15 protein-coding genes and 1 tRNA gene are annotated in these 19,798 nt (G+C 69.5%); 6 read left to right on the top strand and 10 right to left on the bottom strand.

Annotated elements, in window-relative coordinates:
• Nucleotides 1-339: 339 nt before the first annotated feature.
• Both OHN74_RS37370 and OHN74_RS37375 read right to left on the bottom strand, forming a co-directional pair.
• Nucleotides 340-2,460: a CHAT domain-containing WD40 repeat protein gene (locus tag OHN74_RS37370; protein WP_327698989.1), complete on the bottom strand. Its 2,121-nt coding sequence runs from the start codon at nucleotides 2,458-2,460 to the stop codon at nucleotides 340-342.
• A gap of 24 nt (nucleotides 2,461-2,484) precedes the next feature.
• Nucleotides 2,485-3,189: a hypothetical protein gene (locus OHN74_RS37375; protein WP_327698990.1), complete on the bottom strand. Its 705-nt coding sequence runs from the start codon at nucleotides 3,187-3,189 to the stop codon at nucleotides 2,485-2,487.
• A gap of 141 nt (nucleotides 3,190-3,330) precedes the next feature.
• Here OHN74_RS37375 and OHN74_RS37380 point away from each other — a divergent pair, with 141 nt between their 5' ends.
• Nucleotides 3,331-3,651: a CU044_2847 family protein gene (locus OHN74_RS37380; RefSeq protein ID WP_327698991.1), complete on the top strand. Its 321-nt coding sequence runs from the start codon at nucleotides 3,331-3,333 to the stop codon at nucleotides 3,649-3,651.
• A 163-nt stretch (nucleotides 3,652-3,814) separates the two neighbouring features.
• A tRNA-Pro gene (locus OHN74_RS37385) sits at nucleotides 3,815-3,880 on the top strand.
• A gap of 74 nt (nucleotides 3,881-3,954) precedes the next feature.
• Here the strand turns inward: OHN74_RS37385 and OHN74_RS37390 are convergent.
• Complete coding sequence (locus OHN74_RS37390; RefSeq protein ID WP_327700403.1) at nucleotides 3,955-4,956, bottom strand: glycoside hydrolase family 43 protein; 1,002 nt, start codon at nucleotides 4,954-4,956, stop codon at nucleotides 3,955-3,957.
• Nucleotides 4,957-5,259: 303 nt separating this feature from the next.
• On the opposite strand from OHN74_RS37390, the gene OHN74_RS37395 reads away from it, so the two are divergent.
• Both OHN74_RS37395 and OHN74_RS37400 read left to right on the top strand, forming a co-directional pair.
• A complete protein-coding gene (locus OHN74_RS37395; RefSeq protein WP_327698992.1) occupies nucleotides 5,260-7,074 on the top strand; it encodes an ABC transporter ATP-binding protein in 1,815 nt (604 codons plus the stop codon).
• Between the two features lie 99 nt (nucleotides 7,075-7,173).
• Complete coding sequence (locus OHN74_RS37400) at nucleotides 7,174-10,548, top strand: pyruvate carboxylase (protein ID WP_327700404.1); 3,375 nt, start codon at nucleotides 7,174-7,176, stop codon at nucleotides 10,546-10,548.
• Between the two features lie 62 nt (nucleotides 10,549-10,610).
• On the opposite strand, the gene OHN74_RS37405 is transcribed toward OHN74_RS37400, so the two are convergent.
• The 7 genes from OHN74_RS37405 to OHN74_RS37435 form a co-directional block, all read right to left on the bottom strand.
• Nucleotides 10,611-12,527, bottom strand: coding sequence for an ABC transporter ATP-binding protein (locus OHN74_RS37405; RefSeq protein WP_443060506.1), 1,917 nt, complete (start codon nucleotides 12,525-12,527; stop codon nucleotides 10,611-10,613).
• Nucleotides 12,528-12,686: 159 nt separating this feature from the next.
• Entirely contained in the window at nucleotides 12,687-12,842 is a 156-nt protein-coding gene (locus OHN74_RS37410; RefSeq protein ID WP_327698993.1) for a hypothetical protein, read from the bottom strand.
• Nucleotides 12,843-13,053: 211 nt separating this feature from the next.
• Nucleotides 13,054-13,581 carry an NUDIX hydrolase family protein gene (locus OHN74_RS37415; RefSeq protein WP_189146100.1) on the bottom strand — a complete coding sequence of 176 codons (528 nt, stop codon included), beginning with the start codon at nucleotides 13,579-13,581 and terminating at the stop codon, nucleotides 13,054-13,056.
• A 91-nt stretch (nucleotides 13,582-13,672) separates the two neighbouring features.
• Complete coding sequence (locus OHN74_RS37420; protein ID WP_327698994.1) at nucleotides 13,673-14,383, bottom strand: response regulator transcription factor; 711 nt, start codon at nucleotides 14,381-14,383, stop codon at nucleotides 13,673-13,675.
• 130 nt (nucleotides 14,384-14,513) lie between these two features.
• Entirely contained in the window at nucleotides 14,514-16,523 is a 2,010-nt protein-coding gene (locus tag OHN74_RS37425; protein WP_327698995.1) for an FtsX-like permease family protein, read from the bottom strand.
• Between the two features lie 112 nt (nucleotides 16,524-16,635).
• Nucleotides 16,636-17,322 carry an ABC transporter ATP-binding protein gene (locus OHN74_RS37430; protein ID WP_327698996.1) on the bottom strand — a complete coding sequence of 229 codons (687 nt, stop codon included), beginning with the start codon at nucleotides 17,320-17,322 and terminating at the stop codon, nucleotides 16,636-16,638.
• A 35-nt stretch (nucleotides 17,323-17,357) separates the two neighbouring features.
• Complete coding sequence (locus OHN74_RS37435; protein WP_327698997.1) at nucleotides 17,358-17,726, bottom strand: DUF4333 domain-containing protein; 369 nt, start codon at nucleotides 17,724-17,726, stop codon at nucleotides 17,358-17,360.
• A 153-nt stretch (nucleotides 17,727-17,879) separates the two neighbouring features.
• Here OHN74_RS37435 and OHN74_RS37440 point away from each other — a divergent pair, with 153 nt between their 5' ends.
• Nucleotides 17,880-19,046 carry a sensor histidine kinase gene (locus OHN74_RS37440; protein WP_327698998.1) on the top strand — a complete coding sequence of 389 codons (1,167 nt, stop codon included), beginning with the start codon at nucleotides 17,880-17,882 and terminating at the stop codon, nucleotides 19,044-19,046.
• A gap of 102 nt (nucleotides 19,047-19,148) precedes the next feature.
• Nucleotides 19,149-19,793 (top strand): helix-turn-helix domain-containing protein, encoded by a 645-nt coding sequence (locus OHN74_RS37445; RefSeq protein WP_327698999.1) that lies wholly within the window; start codon nucleotides 19,149-19,151, stop codon nucleotides 19,791-19,793.
• The last annotated feature ends 5 nt before the right edge of the window (nucleotides 19,794-19,798 follow it).

Consider the following 19,798-nt stretch of genomic DNA (forward strand, 5'->3'; position numbering starts at 1 on the left):
TGTCACATCTGTTCACAAGCCGGGTGGATCTTCTCAGGCGGCAAACAGCTCCCCGAACTTGTCCGAACCGGCCTTGAGAGTCTGCGGGTCCGGGTGCACCTACACCCGCTTGGTGAAAGACAGGTTGCTGCGCACCGCCCAGGCGGAGAGCACGGTGTCCGGTACGCCGTTGTTGGCCATCTACGAGAGGCACGCGTGGCGGGCGTCAGTGAGGTCCACGTCATGCTCCCAGCGAGTACCGCATACCTCGCGGGCTGTTCGGCGATAAGCGTCAGAAGCATCACGCCAAACAACCGGTCACCCTTGGTCGTCTCGATAAACGCCTTGCGCGGGAGGCGGTCATCGGCCGGGAAGCCTGCTGCTGCGCACCACTTTGTCCTCACCTGCGCTGGCCAGGAACCGGCTGTCCGGATAGAACGCCAGGGTGTTCACCGAGCGGTGGTGCTTGAGATTGAACAGTGCCTGCCCGGTGTCGGCTCGCCACACGCATACGGTGCCGTCCTCGCTGCCGGTGGCGATCATGCTGCTGTCTGGACTGAAAGCCACAGCCCTCAGACCACTTCTGTGCTCGACGCGGAAGAGTGGAGTCCAATCCTCCGTCTCCCTTGTCTCAGCGGTGTGGTCTTCGCTGCACGTGACGATTTTCTGCCCGTCCGGGGAGAAGGCGACACCGAGGACGAAATCCTTGTGCGGAATCTGTGCCTTCTGCCAGCTGGTGTCTCTGTCCCAGACATACGCCTTACCGTCTGCGCACGCCGTGAGCAGCAGGCGTCCGTCGGGGCTGAACTTCACGTCCTTGACCGCGCGGGGATGACGTAGGGTCAGAATCCGGCCCCCGGTGCTGAGATCCCAGAGGCAGGCCGTCGTATCCGCGCTCCCCGTAGCGAGGTATTTCCCGCTGTGATCGAAGTCGACCGCGTCGACGAAATGGCCGTGGGTCAGCTCCGAGACCAGTGATCCGCTCGGCATCTCCCAGATGCGTGCGCGGTTGTCCGTGCTGCCGGTCGCGAGTTTTCCACCGTCGGGGCTGAAGGTGATCGCGTTCACCATCGTGCTCCAGCCGCCGATCCGGCGCTCCCACGTCGGCTGGCCGGTGATCACGTCCCAGACCCGCACGAACTTGCGGGCGCCCGTGGCGAGAAGCCGCCCCTCCGGATGGACGGCCAGACTTACCACCCAGCGCCCGGTGTCGATCTCCGGGCGAGGCGTGACGCCAGGGGAGGGGGTCCCGAGGGGAGGCGTGGTCTGTTGAGGAGACGATGGTGCGGACGGTGGGGCGGCTTCCTCTGAGGCCCTGCCACGGTTCGCATCCCACTGCATCTGATTGATCTCCTCGACCACGGTCTCCGAGGGAGTCAAGGATCGCGGAGAAGTCAGGTCGAAGAGCCGGGCGTCGCCGCTGCGCTGGTACAGGACAGGTGTGAAGCACTCCAGGCTGTCGTCCTTGTCGGCCCGCAGCGCGATGCGGCCCGTGCGCACTGCCTCGTCGACCGGCCGGTTGGCCGCGAGGGCCTGGTAGAGGGACCGGGAGAAGAGAATGGCCGCCTTGTCGGTCACCGCGAACTGCATGGCCACCACGGCTGGCACCGTGTACTCCAACTCGGCCGCCGTGCTGGAGAACAGGTCCTGCGCGTGGGAGGTTCCTGTCTCGCAACTGTTGAGCACGACGAGGCGCGGTGCGGGCTCGGCGATGCTGATCAGCGAGCCCAGCGCATCGGCGTGCAGCGGGTCCTCTCGGCCCTGCTCGTCGGCGAAAACGATCATCCCCTGGCGCCTGGCCTCGTCGAACCTTCCGTGACCTATGAAGTGGAGGATGTGGCAGCCGTGGAACAGCGACGCCAAGAGGTGTTGTTTGGTTTGACCGCCCACCCAGTCAAGTTGCACCATTCCCTCTTCGATGAGTGGCCTGAGCGCGGAGCTCAGGCTCTCCCGCTCGGCTTTCGCGTCGAGCGCCCCTAGCGCGCCGGGAAGGGACACCATGCCCAGGATGCGCAGCGGTGGCCGCACGCGCAGCGCCGAGACCGGTTCCAAGATATCGACGTAGCGGATGATCGGGTGACGCAGACACAGGTAGCCGCCGAGCTTTGCGTCGTGCAGCAACTCCCAGGGCAGTGCGGCCAGTTCCGGGCAGCGGATCCGGAGAACCACGCGCAGTCTCTGCTCGTGCTCACGTGCTTTCTGTCGGCTGGAAAGGTAGAGCGCTTTGATCGAACCCTGAAACACGGAGTCGAACAGGGTGTCACCCACCTGACGAGCGGGCGCTTCCAGTTGGGTCCCCATGCCTCGTGAGCGTGTGGCGGACCCCAGCACCGCAGCCTGCAGCGAGGGTAGAGTGTTCAACAGTTCATACGCGTCCATTTTGGTGATGGCGCGGTCCTCGCCGCACGGCGAGGACACCTCGATGCGATAGCCGCCGGGAGCCTCGCTCAATTCGAGCACGAAATCGAACTCGTTCGCCATGACTCCCTTCTTTCCACGGCCGCGTCAATACCCCGCAGCGGCGGTGTGTGAGGGTGTCGCGGGGGTGGCATCCGTGTCACCTACGGGCTGCGACGGGTCTCCGAGCCAGGTTTGAAATTCGGAGAAATGCTGTGGATCCGAGAGCTGGGCCACGACGATGATGTTGAAACGCCGGTCCGTGTACATGGCCCCGGTGGTACTTCCGTTCACGTAGCAGGCCATCTCGCCGACCGTGACGGACTGGTCGTCGAGAAAATATTCCTGTTTACTGCCCTTTGTGTAGTCGGCCTGGCTGGTGCATTCCGTTCCGGGGAGGTCGGAGGACCCGACTTGCCTTATCCAGTAGGCCTGCATGGAATTCACGTCGGGGAACAAGATGTACCAGACCCCGTCCGGGATGGTGCCCGACGTGCTGCAGTTGGCTTCCACGGCTCCTTTGGGGGCTTCGGCGGCTTCCGTGCAGCTCATTTCGGATTTGACGCCGGGCGGAATGTGGGATTTGAGCTCGTCCAGCGAGGGGGTCTCGTGCTTTGTCGACCCTGTCTCGGTTGACACCCCCCACATTCCGCCGGCCAGCAATAGCACGCCGAGAATGGCGAGAACGATGCGTGGTACCCGATGCATCTTCGGAATGGTCATCAAGCGCCGGGAGATGCCGCTGCCGACCAGGGCGAGCGCCAGGAGAACAACACCTATGGCGATGAGGATGATCTCGACGACTAGTGGCATCGCTGAACTCCTTGGGGGAGAAACCGCATCCAGTGCGGCTGAAGTCCGCCGGCCTGCCCTCGCTGTGGCATACATGCCCGAGGGATAAGAGAACCGTCAACTATCTAGCGATATCCGATATTTCGTGCTAATCCATAGTTTATGACCATCATGGAGTTTCCGCTAGAGGATGGCAGCGCCGTGCTCGTCAGGGTCTCCGACGAGCGGGCGCCCAGCTCCGTCCTGACCCGGGGTGGGTCGACATCCGCGGTGATCGAGAGGGCCGAGGGCACGTTCGAGTCGGTCATGCACGCCGTGCGGGCAGTGACCCGCGGAGTGGCTTCGCACGTGGAGGACTTGGTGCAGCGGCCCGACGTGCTCGTCGTGGAGTTCGGTGTCGAGCTGAGCGCGTCGGCGGGGGCGGTTGTCACGGCAGCCGGAGCCTCGGCTCAGCTGAAAGTCAGCTTGACGTGGAACAAGTAGTCCCGGGCCGCCGGTGCGGTGGGCCTGTCGGGTCGCCTCCGAGTCCCGTCCCCTGGATGCCAGGCTTAAGCCTGCGCGGGCCAACGATCGGCCAGACCGGCGCCCGCGCGGTCGGCGTGAGTGCCTGGCATCCGCACCGTAGGCAGTGCCGGTCACCAGCGTTCGGGTCGCAGACGCGCGCACTTGACTGGGGGTCAAGGGGTCGCAGGTTCAAATCCTGTCGTCCCGACTTGAGGAGTCGGAAGCCGGAGGCCGTTTTTCCAGCAATGGGAAAACGGCCTCCGGCGTTTCCGTACAGCGCTGTCAGTCGCCGCCGTCGAGGTCGGCACGCCGGCGGAGCACCCGCAGCTCGTCGTCGGCGAACTCCATCTCGTACAGCTTGCCCCGCGCGTTCTCGAAGGGGCGGTGGAGGACCATCATCAGCCGGCCGTCGAACGTGTGGAAGAGCATGCCGTGACCGCTGTCGTCGCGGACCAGCGGCCGGTGCTGCCGCCACGGACCGGTGAGGGAGCCGGACTCCGAGGTGGCGTACGTCTGTACGTAACCGCCGCTGATGGCCCCGTCACGGCCGACGACGTTCTTCTCGTACGTCGACCACAGCATGAGCAGTGACCCGTCAGGGGTGCGGTGCAGCTGGGGGCCGTCGGTGACGTAGGGCGGGAGCTGGTTCGGCAGACCGCCGGGGATCTCCTCGGCGAGCCAGGACGCGTCCGAACCCTTGAACAGAAAGACCGGATCCCCGATCGTCCGGGACAGGTCCGGGGCCAGCCGGACCGCTTCCATGGTTCCGTCGATGGTCTGCAGCCACTCGTGGGCGTACACCATCCACGGCTGTCCGGACGGGTCGACGTAGAGCGTGCCGTCGAGGGTCATGAGGTTCTCGGGCGGAGTGGGGCGCGCGGGGTCGACGACGGTGAACGGGCCCAGCAGCGAGGGGGAGACGGCAGTGATCGTGCCGCGCATGTAGGCGGGGATCTGGAACGGTGTACCCCACTGGTTGGGCGGAGGTACCGGCAGCGGCCTGCTCTCGTTGTGCAGCGTGGTGAACAGGTAGTACCTGCCGTCCCATTCGTGCACCTCCGGCGCCCAGCAGCCGTCGGTCGCCCACATGTCCCTCTGCTCGGCGGCCAGGAAGACCACCACGGGGCGCGTCCAGTCGCGCAGGTCGTGACTGCGGTAGACCATCGTGCCGGTGCCGTCCACGCCCGATACGGACGGGTTGTTGGACGTGTAGAGGTAGTAGGTGCGGGTCCTCTCGTCGGCGACGACGAACGGATCGTGCAGCGGCATGTCGGGAAGCCGCATCGGGTCGGTGTCGGAGTCGGTGTCAGCCACGGTCGAAGGATAAACGCGCCTGTCCGGCCCGGGTCCGTACTCGCGTTCGCACCCGACCAGGCCGGGCTCGTATCCGTGTTCGGGCCTGCCGTTGGCCGAGAAAAACGCTTGGACCGCGCGGGCGCCGAGCGGGACACTGGCACTTCTGGCCTGCCCGTACTCGTCCTTCGGCGCCGCCGCGAACTTCGCGGGGGCTGCGTCGTCGTGCCCGGCTGTCGGGACGACCCCGGCGACAGCCTGTGGCGGGCCACCCTACGACGACACAGGGTGGGAATGGGATCGCCTGAATCTCGCGAGGTCTCACCAGGCAAAGGGCCGGTACTCCTCGCACTTCGTTATTACGGACGGGAGTTGGCCCGCCTGCGGTGGCTGACGGCCCCCGCGATGCTGCTGCCGGCGCTCGGCAACATCGGGCTCGCCTACATCGCGCCACTGGTCGTCGCCAAGCTCGTCGGCCGAATCGCCGACGACGACGGCATCACCGTCGGCTCGGCAATGCCCTACGTCCTGGCCTTCGCCGGCATCATGCTGCTCTCGGAGGTGCTGTGGCGCGTGGGCCTGCACTGCCTGAACCGCGTCGACGCCCGCGGCATCGAGCACCTGTACGTGATCGGCATGGACGAGCTGTTCGCCAAGGACGCCGCGTTCTTCCACGACAACTTCGCCGGCTCGCTCACCAAGCGGGTCCTGAGTTTCGCCTCCCGGTTCGAGGAGTTCGTCGACACGCTGACGTTCCAGGTCGTGGGCAGTCTGGTGCCACTCGTGTTCGGGTCGGTGGTCCTGTGGCGCTACGAACCGCTGCTCGTGGTCGGCCTGTTGGCGATGATCGCCCTGACGGCACTGTGCGTGGTGCCCCTCATCCGGCGCCGTCAGGCACTCGTCGACAAGCGCGAGGAGGCGATCGCCCGGGTGTCGGGCCATGTCGCCGACAGCCTGATGAACATGGACACGGTCCGGGCGTTCGCCGCCGAGGAGCGTGAGGCCGCCGAGCACCGGAACCGGGTCGCGGCATCACGGCGGCTCATGCTCAGGTCCTGGGACTACGGCAACCTGCGCATCGACACGCTGGTCGCGCCGCTGTCCGTGCTGACCAACGCCCTGGGTCTGTTGCTCGCTGTCACGCTCGCCGGGGGCGGGCACGGCGTGGAGACGGTCGTCGTCGCCTTCACGTACTACTCGAACGCCACACGGATCATGTTCGAGTTCAACCAGATCTACCGTCGGCTGGAGAGCTCGATGACGGAGGCCGCGCAGTTCACCGAGCTGCTGCTGACATCGCCGACCGTGCTCGACCCGGCCGCACCGGAAGCCCTGGGGTCCCGGGCCGCCGACGTCCGCTTCGAGAACGTGACCTTCGCCCACGCGGGCGCCGAGCCGCTCTTCCAGGGACTCGACCTGGCGGTGCCCAGCGGGGCGAAGATCGGCCTCGTCGGCCGTTCCGGCGGGGGCAAGACCACGCTCAGCCGACTGCTGCTGCGGATGACGGACATCGACGCCGGCCGGATCATGATCGGGGGGCAGGACATCAGCCGGCTGCGCCAGGCCGACCTGCGCGGCCTGATCGCCTACGTGCCGCAGGACCCGGCGATGTTCCACCGCACGCTGCGGGACAACATCGCGTTCGCCCGGCCGGACGCCACCGACGCAGAGATCCGCCGCGCGGCCGAGGCGGCGCACGTCACGGAGTTCGCCGACGCGCTGCCGGAAGGCTTCGACACCATGGTGGGCGAACGCGGGGTCAAGCTGTCCGGCGGTCAGCGCCAGCGGGTCGCCCTGGCCCGGGCGATCCTGCGCGACGCGCCGATCCTGCTGCTCGACGAGGCCACCAGCGCCCTGGACTCCGAGAGCGAGATCCTCGTCCAGGAGGCGCTGTGGCGGCTCATGGAGGGGCGGACGGCGCTGGTGGTGGCCCACCGGCTGAGCACGGTCGCCACCATGGACCGACTCGTCGTCCTCGATCGCGGCCGGATCGTCGAGCAGGGCACGCACCAGGAGCTTCTCGCTACGGAAGGTGCCTACGCGAAGCTCTGGCAGCACCAGTCGGGCGGCTTCCTGGACGACAGCCCCGCGAGGGCCGACCTGCACTGAACGGAGCCCCGGCGGGGGTGAGTGGCCCGGCTCACATGGCGCGAGCCGGGTCTGGCCGACACCATGGGGCGCGTCACCGGCAGGCTGAAGGGATCCAGGATGTTCCGCAAGGTGCTGGTCGCCAACCGAGGTGAGATCGCGATTCGCGCGTTCCGCGCCAGCTATGAGCTGGGCGCGCGGACCGTGGCCGTCTTCCCGCACGAGGACCGCAATTCACTGCATCGGTTGAAGGCCGACGAGGCCTACGAGATCGGCCGGCCGGGACACCCGGTCCGGGCGTACCTCTCCGTGGAGGAGATCGTCCGTGCGGCGCGACAGGCGGGCGCGGACGCGGTCTACCCCGGCTACGGGTTCCTCTCGGAGAACCCCGATCTGGCGAGCGCCTGCGAGGAGGCCGGCATCACCTTCGTCGGGCCCAGCGCCGACACACTGGAGCTGACCGGCAACAAGGCGAGCGCGGTGGCCGCCGCACGTGCGGCCGGCGTACCGGTGCTGGCCTCCTCGGAGCCCTCCGCCGACGTGGACGAACTCGTCCGCGCCGCCGAGGACATCGGCTTCCCGTTGTTCGTCAAGGCCGTCGCCGGCGGAGGCGGGCGCGGCATGCGGCGGGTCGAGGAACCCGCCCAGCTGCGTGAGTCCATCGAGGCCGCGGCACGCGAGGCGGCCTCCGCGTTCGGCGACTCCACGGTGTTCCTGGAGAAGGCGGTCGTCGAACCACGCCACATCGAGGTGCAGATCCTCGCCGACGGGCAGGGCAACGTCATCCACCTCTTCGAGCGCGACTGCTCGGTGCAGCGGCGCCACCAGAAGGTGATCGAGATGGCCCCCGCGCCGAACCTCGACCCGGAGCTGCGGGACCGGATCTGCGCCGACGCCGTGCGGTTCGCCCAGGAGATCGGCTACCGCAACGCGGGCACCGTGGAGTTCCTGCTCGACCGCGACGGCAACCACGTCTTCATCGAGATGAACCCGCGCATCCAGGTCGAGCACACGGTGACCGAGGAGGTCACCGACGTCGACCTCGTGCAGTCCCAGCTGCGCATCGCCTCCGGCGAGACGCTCGCCGACCTGGGGCTCTCCCAGGACACCGTCACCCTGCACGGGGCCGCGCTCCAGTGCCGGATCACCACCGAGGACCCCGCCAACGGCTTCCGCCCGGACACCGGCCGGATCAGCGCCTACCGCTCACCGGGCGGCTCCGGCATCCGGCTGGACGGCGGCACCACCCACGCCGGTACGGACATCAGCGCGCACTTCGACTCGATGCTGGTCAAACTCACCTGCCGGGGCCGTGACTTCGGGACCGCGATCAGCCGGGCCCGGCGTGCCGTCGCCGAGTTCCGGATCCGTGGCGTGGCCACGAACATTCCGTTCCTGCAGGCCGTGCTCGACGACGCGGACTTCCGGGCCGGCCGGGTCACGACGTCGTTCATCGAGCGACGACCGCACCTGCTCACGGCACGTCACTCCGCCGACCGAGGCACGAAGCTGCTCACCTATCTCGCCGACATCACGGTGAACAAGCCGCACGGTGAGCGGCCCGAGCTGATCGACCCGGTCAGCAAGGTCCCGCCGCTGCCGGACACGGAACCGCCCGCCGGCTCCCGGCAGCGGCTCGTCGAACTCGGCCCGGAGGGCTTCGCCCGGTGGCTGCGCGAGTCACCGGTCATCGGCGTCACCGACACCACGTTCCGCGACGCCCACCAGTCGCTGCTGGCCACCCGGGTCCGTACCAAGGACATGCTCGCCATCGCCCCGGTGGTCGCGCGGACCCTGCCCGAGCTGCTGTCCCTGGAGTGCTGGGGCGGCGCCACCTACGACGTCGCTCTCCGCTTCCTCGCCGAGGACCCCTGGGACCGTCTGGCCGCCCTGCGCGAGGCCGTCCCGAACATCTGCCTGCAGATGCTGCTGCGCGGCCGTAACACCGTGGGCTACACGCCGTACCCGACCGAGGTGACCGACGCCTTCGTGCAGGAGGCCGCCGCCACCGGCATCGACATCTTCCGGATCTTCGACGCGCTCAACGACGTCGGACAGATGCGGCCCGCCATCGACGCCGTACGGGAGACGGGAACGGCTGTCGCCGAGGTCGCCCTGTGCTACACGTCCGACCTGTCCGATCCGGCCGAGCGGCTCTACACCCTGGACTACTACCTCCGTCTCGCCGAGCAGATCGTCGACGCGGGCGCCCACATCCTGGCCGTCAAGGACATGGCGGGCCTGCTCAGGGCGCCGGCCGCCGCGACGCTCGTATCGGCGCTGCGCCGCGAGTTCGATCTGCCGGTGCACATCCACACCCACGACACCGCCGGCGGTCAGCTCGCCACCTACCTCGCCGCGATCCAGGCCGGCGCGGACGCGGTCGACGGCGCGGTGGCCTCGATGGCGGGCACCACCTCGCAGCCCTCGCTGTCGGGCATCGTCGCCGCGACCGACTACTCCGAGCGGCCCACCGGGCTGAGCCTGAAGGCCGTGGGCGATCTGGAGCCGTACTGGGAGAGCGTCCGGAAGGTCTACGCACCGTTCGAGGCGGGCCTCGCCTCGCCGACCGGGCGCGTCTACCACCACGAGATCCCCGGCGGCCAGCTGTCCAACCTGCGCACCCAGGCGGTCGCGCTGGGCCTCGGCGACCGTTTCGAGGCGATCGAGGCGATGTACGCCGCCGCCGACCGGATCCTCGGCCGGCTGGTGAAGGTCACCCCTTCGTCGAAGGTGGTCGGGGACCTCGCGCTCCACCTCGTCGGCGCCGATGTCTCGCCGGACGACTTCGAGGCGACGCCGAACAGGTTCGACATCCCCGACTCCGTCATCGGCTTCCTGCGCGGCGAGCTGGGCAACCCGCCCGGCGGCTGGCCGGAGCCGTTCCGCACCAAGGCGCTGGAGGGTCGTGCCGCCCCCAAGCCCATGACGGAACTGACCGCGGACGACCGCACGGGCCTGGCCAAGGACCGTCGGGCGACGCTCAACCGGCTGCTGTTCCCCGGGCCGACACGCGAGTACGAGACACACCGTCAGACCTATGGCGACACCAGTGTGCTGGCCAGCAAGGACTTCTTCTACGGGCTGCGTCCCGGGACGGAGTACGCGGTCGACCTCGAACCGGGCGTACGGCTGCTCATCGAGCTGGAAGCCGTGGGCGAGGCCGACGAGCGCGGCATGCGCACCGTGATGTCCACGCTGAACGGCCAACTGCGGCCGATCCAGGTGCGCGACACCGCCGTGTCCTCGGACATCCCGGTGACGGAGAAGGCGGACCGGGCCAAGCCCGGGCATGTCGCCGCGCCGTTCGCCGGAGTGGTGACCCTCGCCGTCGCCGAGGGGGACGAGGTGGCGGTCGGCGCCACGGTGGCCACCATCGAGGCGATGAAGATGGAAGCCGCGGTCACCGCCTCGAAGGCCGGGAAGGTGACGAGGCTGGCCATCAACAGGATCCAGCAGGTGGAAGGCGGCGACCTGCTCGTGGAGATCGCCTGATTCCAGGGCCGGTCCGCTCCCGGGCGACAGTGACAACCGCTCGGGAGCCGGACCGCCGGGACTCAGGACGCCTGTCCGCCGTAGTAGTAGCCCTCGGGGCCGCCGGCCACGGCGTACGGGGGAGGCGTGAGCGGGGACGGGAGCGGCCCGGCCGGATCGGTGGTGGCCTCCCTCCGGGAACTGTGCAGGTGGGCATAGGTGCCGCCCAGCGCGAGGAGTTCGGCGTGGCGGCCGGTCTCGACGACGCGGCCCTGGTCGATGACCAGGATGCGGTCGGCGTCCGGAGCCAGGTCCAGGTCATGCGTGATCACGATCGTGGTGCGGCCGGCCATCAGACGGCGCAGCGGTTCGACGATGCGGCGGGAGGCGATCGCGTCGAGGCCGGTGGTGGGCTCGTCGAGGACGAGGACCGGAGCGTCGCGCAGTACGGCCCTGGCGATGGCGAGGCGCTGCAACTGGCCGCCGGACAGCCGCGCCGAGTTGGGGTCGACCCGGGTGTCGTACCCGTCGGGGAGCGCGGTGACGAAGTCGTGTGCGTCGGCGGTGCGGGCCGCCTCCTCGATGGCGCGGTCGCTGGCCCCGGGCCGGCCGCAGGCGATGTTGGCGCGGACCGTGTCGTGCAGGACCAGGGTCTCCTGCGGCAGCAGGGCGATGTACTCGCGCAGCCGGTCCAGAGGGAAGTCCGTCAACGGGGTGCCGTCCAGCAGGACGGCGCCGGAGTCGGGGTCGTAGAAGCGCAGCAGGAGCTTGGAGAGGGTGGACTTGCCGGCGCCGCTCGGTCCGGTGACGATCACCAGTTCGCCGGGTCGGACGGTGAACGACAGTGCGTCGAGCGCTGTGCTGTCGGCGCCCGGATAGCGGAAGGAGACGGCGCGTACCTCGACGTTGCCGTCGGGCCGACCGGTCCCGGTGCGCGTAGGACCGGGCGGATCGGAGACCGCGGGCCGGGCGTCCAGTACCTCGATGAGCCGTTCGGCGCCGGCCGTGGCGGCGGTGACCAGGAGGCCCAGCTGGGCGAGGCCGCGGATGGGCGGGTAGAGGTAGCCGAGGAGCGCGGCGAACGCGAGCAGTTGGCCGAGCGTCATCTGTCCTTCGGAGATCTCCCGGACGCCGATGCCGATCACGGCCAGCACGCAGATCGTCTCGATGACCTGGACCAGCTGTCCGTACGCCTGGTTGAGGCGGGCCGAGCGCACTGACGCCTGGAACCACGCCGTCGCCTCCTGCTTGAGCCTGCGCCGCTCGGCGTCCTCGCGGCCGTACGCCTGGGTGAGGACGAGGTTGCCGAGGGATTCCTCCACCACGGACGTCACCGCGCCGTCGGCGACGCGGCCGTCCCGGGCGACGGACTTGACGCCGGCGGAGAACCTCCGGGCGGCCAGCCAGAACAGCGGGGCGAGGGCGAAGGTGACCGCGGCGAGGTCCCACTGCAGCCAGAACGCGGCGGCAGCGTAGAAGACGGCGCTGAACAGCGCGGAGGCGGTGCCGATGAGGCCGGAGACAGCCATCTGCTCGATCGCCTCGATGTCACCGGTCAGCCGGGAGAGCAGATCGCCCTGGCGGTGGCGCTGGAAGAAGTGCGGGGGCAGCTTCTGCACATGGTCGAAGACGTGCTCACGCAGCCGCATCACGAACCGCTCCGACACCCACACGGACAGGGAACCGCCCGCGTATCCGATGGCCGCGCCCACCACGGCGATGCCCAGCCACTGGGCGGCGGGTGTCCAGAAGGCGTCCAGCGAGCCGTTCTGGAGCGCGTTGTCGGTGAGGTCGCCGAAGAGCAGGACGGCGGAGGTCTCGGCGAGCGCGCCGAGCACGGTGCACAGCCAGACGGCCACGAGCCGGTGCCGCAGCCCTTTCGTCATGGGCCAGAAACGGCGGAATGCGGTGCGGGCGGGTACGGCGGGGGTGGCGTACGACTCGTATTCCTCGGCCCGCTCGCCCTTTTCCGAATTGATCGGAAATCCGTACACGGACATTTCAATGCCCGGCGGCACACTTCGCGGATGATCAATTTCCGAATAACCCTTGGTCGCACGCATGACTCTCCTGTGACGCACACAGTGCTGCGGAGCGGGAACGCCGGGAGGGCCGGTGGAAGACCACCGGCCCTCCCGATGAGCAGGGCTTCTCGTACGTCAGTTGCCGGCCCGGGGCGGCACGGGCTCACCGGGCCGCGGGCGCCGGCGGCGCGCCTGCTGGGCGTCCTGCGGGGGCTGCGGGAACCGGTTGGCGGTGGGGTCCGCGTTCGCGTTCCGGCGGGGGGTTAGCGGGGCGACAACCCTGAAGCTCATACTGACTCCTTCTGAGTTTCCAGTACTGCACGGGAGGAATTCCGCGTGGACGGACCGGGGTGTCGGGGCTGTTGCCCCGAGCCACCCCGCCGCCCGATGAAAGGAAACTTAACACGGCCTCGCGTGGCGTTAGTGGAAATCTCAGAATTCAATTCCCATGGAAATGCTGTGGAAACCTTGGTAATTCCTGGGTATTGATTGTCCGCCCTGTTCAGGACAGGCAGCCGACATGGGCCAGGGCCTGCTTGAGGAGGACTCCCTGGCCGCCCGGCATCTCGTTCTGGACCACAGGGGAGGACGCCTCCTCCGGGCTGAACCAGACCAGGTCCAGAGCGTCCTGGCGGGGGCGGCAGTCGCCGGCCACCGGGACGATGTAGGCGAGGGACACCGCGTGCTGGCGGGGGTCGTGGAACGGGGTGACCCCCAGCGTCGGGAAGTACTCCGCGACGGTGAAGGGCTGCGGGGAGGCCGGGACCCGGGGCAGCGCCACCGGACCGAGGTCCTTCTCCAGATTGCGCAGAAGGGCGTCGCGCACGCGCTCGTGGTGCAGGACGCGGCCCGACACCAGAGCACGGCTGACGGTGCCGTCCGAGCTGATGCGCAGGAGCAGGCCGATCTTGGTGACTTCGCCGTTGTCGTCGACGCGCACCGGTACGGCTTCGACGTACAGGATCGGCATCCGTGCGCGAGACTGTTCGAGCTCGTCGGGTGCCAGCCAGCCGGGCGTGGTTTCGATCATGTCAGACATTTGCTGATCGTACTTTCAACTCGTCCTGTTTCTGCATAGCCGCTCCACGTCGAACGCGCCACATCCGGGCGGCCCGTCGCACTCACGCCTCCGGGTGCGCATGCCCGTTCTGCCATGCCCAGGCGGCGATCTCCACCCGGTTCCGGGCGGCCAGCTTCAGCTGCACGCTCGACAGATGCGTCTTGACCGTGGAGAGGGAGACGAACAACGCGGCGGCGATCTCGGCGTTGGTGCGGCCCAGGGCGACCAGCCGGACCACGTCGAGTTCCCGGTCGGTGAGCGGTTCCCTGAGCGTCGCCGCGGAGACCGGGGGCGGGGGCGCCGGGCGGGACGCGGTGGTCTGCGGGGCGGTGATGTGCTGGAGCAGCCGGACCGTGATCGACGGCGACACCAGGGAGTCACCGGCAGCCGCGGCCCGTACCGCCTCCGCGAGGAGGGTGGGCCCGGAGTCCTTGAGCAGGAAGCCGCAGGCACCACCGCGCAGCGCCCCGTACACGTACTCGTCGAGGTCGAAGGTGGTGACCACGACGACCCGCATCGGGTCGGTGACACCCGGGCCGGCCAGCAGTCTCGTCGCCTCCAGGCCGTCGAGCTTGGGCATCCGGATGTCCAGCAGGCACACGTCAGGACGCTCACGACGGGCCAGCGCCACGGCCTCCTCCCCGTCTGCGGCCTCGGCGACGACGGTGATGTCGGGCTGGGCGTCCAGGAAGAAGCGGAAGCCGGTACGGACCATGTCCTGGTCGTCCGCGATGAGGACGCGGATCGGAGGGCTGGGCGGGGCGGGGGTCATGGCTCGATCATGCCTCAGGGGTGGGAGGGGGAGCGGTGGAGTGGACGGTGGGAGTGAGGGAGGGGGAGGGGGCAAGCGGAAGGAGCGGGGTCTGGCCTCCCGTTGCAGGCCCTGACGTCGTACTTCGTCCTCAGTCCGCTGTCTGCGTCGCATCCTCCGTCACCGCCCGCAGCAGTGGCCTGCTCGCTCCGATCGCCGCGAACATGGCCAGCGCGCCCACGGTCACACACGCCGCCAGGGTCACCGCGCCCGAGGTGCTGATCGTGCTGTCGAACAACTTGTTGACCTGGAAGGCGGCGTAGATTCCGGCGGCGGTGGTGCCGCCGGCGAGGACGACGAGCGGGAGGACCGTCTCGCGGAACCTGGCCCGGTCGAGAAGCTTCAACGGGGTACCGGCCAGCCGCAGCAGGGCATAGACGCGTCGCCGGTCGAGCACGTTCGCGGCAGCGGTCAGCCCGGCGGAGGCGGTCGCGACGAGGAAGCTGACCGCGAGCGCGGCGGTGCCGAGCTCGCCCAGCCGGCCGGTGAAGGCGTCGTTCTCGGCGTTGGCGTACTCCTGGGTGTACGGGAGCTGGCCGGGCACCAGGCCCGACAGAGTGGTGACCGCGGTGTCGAGCTGCGAGACACCGCCGGAGACGTGGACGACCACTCCGGGGGTACCGATCAGTATCCCGTCGTCGTCACCGTCGCTCGTGGTGACGGTCGCCCTCACCCCGGCCGCGTGGAGCAGCGTACGTGCCTCGGCGCTGGCGGCGCGGGCCGTGGCGGTGCTCGTGGCGGGCACGGCGACCTGACCGGGGAACTGGTAGTCCTCGATGCCCACGTTGCCCACGGTGAAGAACCCGGCCACGAAGCCGGCCAGAACCAGTCCGCTGACGGTGCGCCAGGAGCCGCGGGGGTCGTCGCTGAGCCGGCGAGCCGCCAGCAGGGTCGCCGGACGGCGGGCGAATCGGGCCGCGATCCGGCCGAGTCGGTCCACGATCCACGGGCCGAGCAGCCAGAAGGCGCCGTAGAACATGAGCAGCATCGCGAGCAGTTGACGGGAGCCCGCGTCGCCCGAGGAGGACGTCACGTAGATGTAGAGCAGGACCGCCACGAAGAGGAGCAGGCGGATGAGCCGGGTGCGGCGCGGGTTCGCCTGCTGGGCCACGCCCAGCGGCGAGGTCGCCACCTGACGCAGCGTCATCATGGCGCTCACCGAGATGAGACCGGCCACGGACACCACGATCGCCAGCAGCCAGGGCAGTCCCACCCACAGCCGGCCGGTGTACCAGGTGCCGATGCCGAACGGGATCTCCGCGAGCGCGGGCAGCAGCAGACAGTAGGCCAGCGCACCCGTCAGGGCGCCGGCCGCGCCGACGACCGCCGACTCCAGGCCGGTCATCGCGAGGATCTGGCGCGGCGTCGCCCCCGCCAGCCGCAGCGCGGCGAGCCGTTGCTCACGCCGGGCCGCACCGAGCCGTCCGGCAGCGGCCGCGAGCACGATCACGGGGACGACGACGATCGCCACGCCGATCGACACCGCGGGCTTGTCCGCCAACGTGAACACGCTGACGTCGGTGCCGTCGAAGCCGGAGACCACCGCGCGTGCGCTCTGACCGCTCAACCCGCCGAACATGCCGAGCGGTTCGGCCGCGGTGGACATCGCCGGGTCGGAGGCGGCTCTCCCCAAGACGGCCACCAGCTCTTCGGGCGCCGCGAGACCGGCGTCGCCGATGGTGCCGTACGAGGACACCTTCGGGAACCGGTCGGCGAGTTGGTCGGCCGGTGTCCTGTGCAGCAGGTCGCCCAGAGCGGGAGACACGTACACCTGCCCGGGCCTGGGGAACCCGGTCAGCCCCGGAGGCGCCGGGGTCGCCTTGCGGCCGGGCAACTGGGCCAGTGACACGACGGTGACCGGGCGGTCGCCCAGGTACGTCGTCCCGAGCGTCTGCACGGCGGTGCCGTGCCGGTCGGGGGCCGGGGTGCGCCAGGCGGTGTCGTGGGCGCGGGCACCGCTGCCGAAGTAGGCGGCCGTCAGCACCAGCAGGACCAGTGAACCGACGGCCGCGGCGCCGGCCGCGAGCAACTGGCTGTGCAGGCCGCGGCGGCCGGAGCGGCGCGCGAGGAACCACGTCAACTGCGGGACGGGCGAGGACATGAGGGCTCCGGGGTGATCGGAAGGGTGCGGGGGCCGGTGTTCGGGGCAGGCGGGCGCGGCCAGGGCGAACCGGGGGCAGAGGGAAGGGTGTCGGCGCGGCGGGGTCGGTGACTCAGGGCGTCACGGTGTACTGCTGGTGGCTCGTGATCCGGCCGTCGCGGACCTGGAGGACGCGGTCGCAGTGGGCTGCGACATCCGGGTCGTGCGTGACCATCACGAGGGACGCGCCCTGCTCACGGGTGACCGACGTCAGCAGCCGGACGACCTCCTCGCTGGTGACCTGGTCCAGCGCGCCGGTCGGCTCGTCGGCGAAGACCACATCGGGCTGGACGACCAGCGCGCGGGCTATCGCGACGCGCTGGGCCTGGCCGCCGGACAGCTGACCGGGGCGGCGCTTCTCCAGACCGTCGAGGCCCAGCGGGGCGAACCAGCGGCGGGCGAGGGAGACGGCCCGGCCGCGGGGCATGCCGTCCAGCATCAGCGGCAGGGCGATGTTCTCCTCGGCGGGGAGCTCGGGCAGCAACTGGCCGAACTGGAACACGAACCCGAACCGCTTGCGACGCAGCTCGCTCAGCCGGTTCTCACCCAGGTTGTCGATGCGCTCGCGGTGCAGCAGGATCTCGCCGCCGTCCGGGCGGACGACTCCGGCCAGGGTGTGCAGGAGGGTCGACTTCCCGGATCCCGACGGACCCATGATCGCCAGTGACTCGCGGACGCCGACCTTCACGTCCACGCCGTGCAGCGCGACGGTGGAGCCGTACTTCTTGGTGAGGCCGAGCCCGGCCAGGACGGTGCTCATGATCTTCTCGCTCTCCTTGCTCTCCTCGCCGCTGCTCAGCGCTCGAACTTCCAGGTCACGGAGGTGTCAGTGGCCGTGACCACCGTCACCGGTATGTCGATGTCCTTGCCCTTGCCGGTGCGGCCCGTGCACGTGATGGTCGCGCCGGCCACGGCCTTCAGACCGGTCGGGCAGGACACCCGGGAGACCTTCGTGCCCACCCAGGGCAGCGGGTGGAACTTGCTCTGGGCGCGGCCCGCGACGATGTCCGGCGACAGGGCCTTGTGGCCGTCCACCGTCACCGCCGTGTACTTGTCCAAAGAGGTCGTCGACTCGGTGCCCGCGAGCAGATACGTTCCGACGCCGGCCAGCGCGACCGCGGCTGTCGCACCGCCGATCACACTGATGAGGGCCTTGTGGTGCATCTCGTACTCCTGAAGGTGAGGCGGGGTGGACAGTGGCTCCACTCTGTCCCGCGGGCACGAGCGCGCGCCTCGGCCGTCCGGCCACCTTTCACGGACCGCTCCTCGACCATTCGGCCGATCCCGCCGTCGCCGTCCGCGCATACGGTGATCCGCATGACATCGGAATCGCCCCGCGGCTGCACCCGGGCTTTCGTCGTCGCGCTCCTGCTCATGGCCGGGATCCCCGACATGCTCAACGCGAGCGAGGGCGGCTACGCGATCTGGCCCTACGCGGTCATCCTGGGAATGGGGTATGCCGCTCTGCTGTGGCCGGCCCGGCGGCGGCCGGAGTGGCTCACTCCGCAGCTGCGCACGGGCGCACCGGCCGTCGCCTCGCTCCTGTTCACGGCGGGCTCCCTGTTGCTGCGCCAGGAGGCCCTGTTCGGCCCGGGCGAGACAGCCGTCCTGCTGAGTCTGCTGTTCGTCGCCGTACGGCACTGTCCGCAGCCCTGGGCCGTCGTCTGCGGCATCCTGACCGGCGCCGCGCTGCTCGGCACGCCCGCGCGCTTCTACCAGGACGACATGTCCGGTCTGCCGGGCTTCATGATGGCGGCGCTCGTCCTGATCGGCGTCGTCGGCGGTCTGGCCGCGTTCCTGCGCTCGCAGGACTACCGGCGGGCCATGGCGGTCGTCGAGACCAGGCGGGCGGAACGGGTGGCGATCGCCGCCGACCTGCACGACTTCGTCGCCCACCATGTCACCGGCATCCTCGTCCAGACCCAGATGGCCAGGATGATGGCCACCACCCAGCCGGAGAACCTGGACACCGTCCTGGCGGGTATAGAACGCGCGGCCACGGAAGCCCTGGCGTCGATGCGGCGTACGGTCGGCGTGCTGCGCGACACAGGCCCGGACGCCGCCGACCGCAGACCCGTCGGTGACCTGGCCGGCATCGCGGAACTGACGGACGGCTTCGCGAGCCCGGTCCAGCACGTCACCCTGGACCGCGACCCCGCCGTGACGGACGACCTCCCGCACGAGGTGCAGGCCGCCGCCTTCCGGGTGGTGCAGGAGGCTCTGACGAACGTACGGCGGCACGCGGCCGATGCCTCCGAGATCACGGTCAGGCTCCGCCATGACGGCCGCCGACTGGAGGTCGGTGTGACCGACGACGGCCGGGGCGGCACCCAGCTCCCGGCCGCAGCGCACGGTGGCGGATTCGGCCTGGTCGGCCTCACGGAACGGGTCACGGCCCTGGGCGGGGACCTGCGCGCGGGGCCACCGGCCGGACAGACACAGGGCTGGGAGGTGCGCGCGCTCTTCCCCACGGGGAAGACATGACGCCGGGTTGTTCTCTGTTGGCGCGACCGGGGTCTGCTGTTCAATGACACTGCACGCCACCCAGAGCGAACCGGAGTGAACCGGGAGCGAGAGGAGCCGCCTGTGTCTTCCGCCGCCGTGCCGCCCGTCGGGGCGCGGATCCGGCAGGCGCGCCTCGAACGGGGGGTGAGCCTGCGCGCCCTCGCGCGCGAGATCGGGGTCTCCGCCAGCCTCGTCTCCCAGATCGAGACCGGCAAGAGCCAGCCGTCCGTCAGCACGCTGTACGCGATCACCACGGCCCTCGCCATCTCCGTCGAGTCGCTCTTCGACGCGTCGGCGGACAGCGTGCGGGAATCCCCGCCGGTCGTCGGTGCCACGGTGGTCCATGCCCTCGCGGCGTTCGCCGCCGACCCCGGCCGACGGATCGGACCGCTGGTGGGGGCAGGTGAGCGGGAGACCATCGAATTGGATTCGGGGGTGGTGTGGGAGCGGCTCGGGCATGTCCCGGGTACGGATGTCGACTTCCTGCTGGTGACCTACCGGCCGGGCGGTTCGTCGTCGAGCGGTGGGGGGCTGATGCGGCACCCGGGCACCGAGTACGGCTGTCTGACCGCCGGTGAACTGGTTCTCACGCTCGGTTTCGACGAGCACGTGCTGCGCCCCGGAGACGCGGTGTGCTTCGAGTCGACGACCCCGCACCGGTACCGGAACGACAGCGCCGAACCCGCGGTCGGAGTGTGGTTCGTGGCCGGCCAGAGTGTTCAGTAGAGGTT

It is taken from the genome of Streptomyces sp. NBC_00459, from assembly GCF_036013955.1.
Classification (GTDB): Bacteria; Actinomycetota; Actinomycetes; order Streptomycetales; family Streptomycetaceae; genus Streptomyces.

Bases quoted from the DNA above. Each gene is read 5' to 3' on its own strand.
- OHN74_RS37400 (WP_327700404.1), top strand. From the start codon at position 7,174: ATGTTCCGCAAGGTGCTGGTCGCCAACCGAGGTGAGATCGCGATTCGC.
- OHN74_RS37425 (WP_327698995.1), bottom strand. From the start codon at position 16,523: ATGTCCTCGCCCGTCCCGCAGTTGACGTGGTTCCTCGCGCGCCGCTCC.
- OHN74_RS37410 (WP_327698993.1), bottom strand. From the start codon at position 12,842: ATGAGCTTCAGGGTTGTCGCCCCGCTAACCCCCCGCCGGAACGCGAAC.
- OHN74_RS37390 (WP_327700403.1), bottom strand. From the start codon at position 4,956: ATGCGGCTTCCCGACATGCCGCTGCACGATCCGTTCGTCGTCGCCGAC.
- OHN74_RS37395 (WP_327698992.1), top strand. From the start codon at position 5,260: ATGGGATCGCCTGAATCTCGCGAGGTCTCACCAGGCAAAGGGCCGGTA.
- OHN74_RS37405 (WP_443060506.1), bottom strand. From the start codon at position 12,527: ATGTCCGTGTACGGATTTCCGATCAATTCGGAAAAGGGCGAGCGGGCC.
- OHN74_RS37380 (WP_327698991.1), top strand. From the start codon at position 3,331: ATGACCATCATGGAGTTTCCGCTAGAGGATGGCAGCGCCGTGCTCGTC.
- OHN74_RS37415 (WP_189146100.1), bottom strand. From the start codon at position 13,581: ATGATCGAAACCACGCCCGGCTGGCTGGCACCCGACGAGCTCGAACAG.
- OHN74_RS37370 (WP_327698989.1), bottom strand. From the start codon at position 2,460: ATGGCGAACGAGTTCGATTTCGTGCTCGAATTGAGCGAGGCTCCCGGC.
- OHN74_RS37375 (WP_327698990.1), bottom strand. From the start codon at position 3,189: ATGCCACTAGTCGTCGAGATCATCCTCATCGCCATAGGTGTTGTTCTC.
- OHN74_RS37440 (WP_327698998.1), top strand. From the start codon at position 17,880: ATGACATCGGAATCGCCCCGCGGCTGCACCCGGGCTTTCGTCGTCGCG.
- OHN74_RS37430 (WP_327698996.1), bottom strand. From the start codon at position 17,322: ATGAGCACCGTCCTGGCCGGGCTCGGCCTCACCAAGAAGTACGGCTCC.
- OHN74_RS37420 (WP_327698994.1), bottom strand. From the start codon at position 14,383: ATGACCCCCGCCCCGCCCAGCCCTCCGATCCGCGTCCTCATCGCGGAC.
- OHN74_RS37435 (WP_327698997.1), bottom strand. From the start codon at position 17,726: ATGCACCACAAGGCCCTCATCAGTGTGATCGGCGGTGCGACAGCCGCG.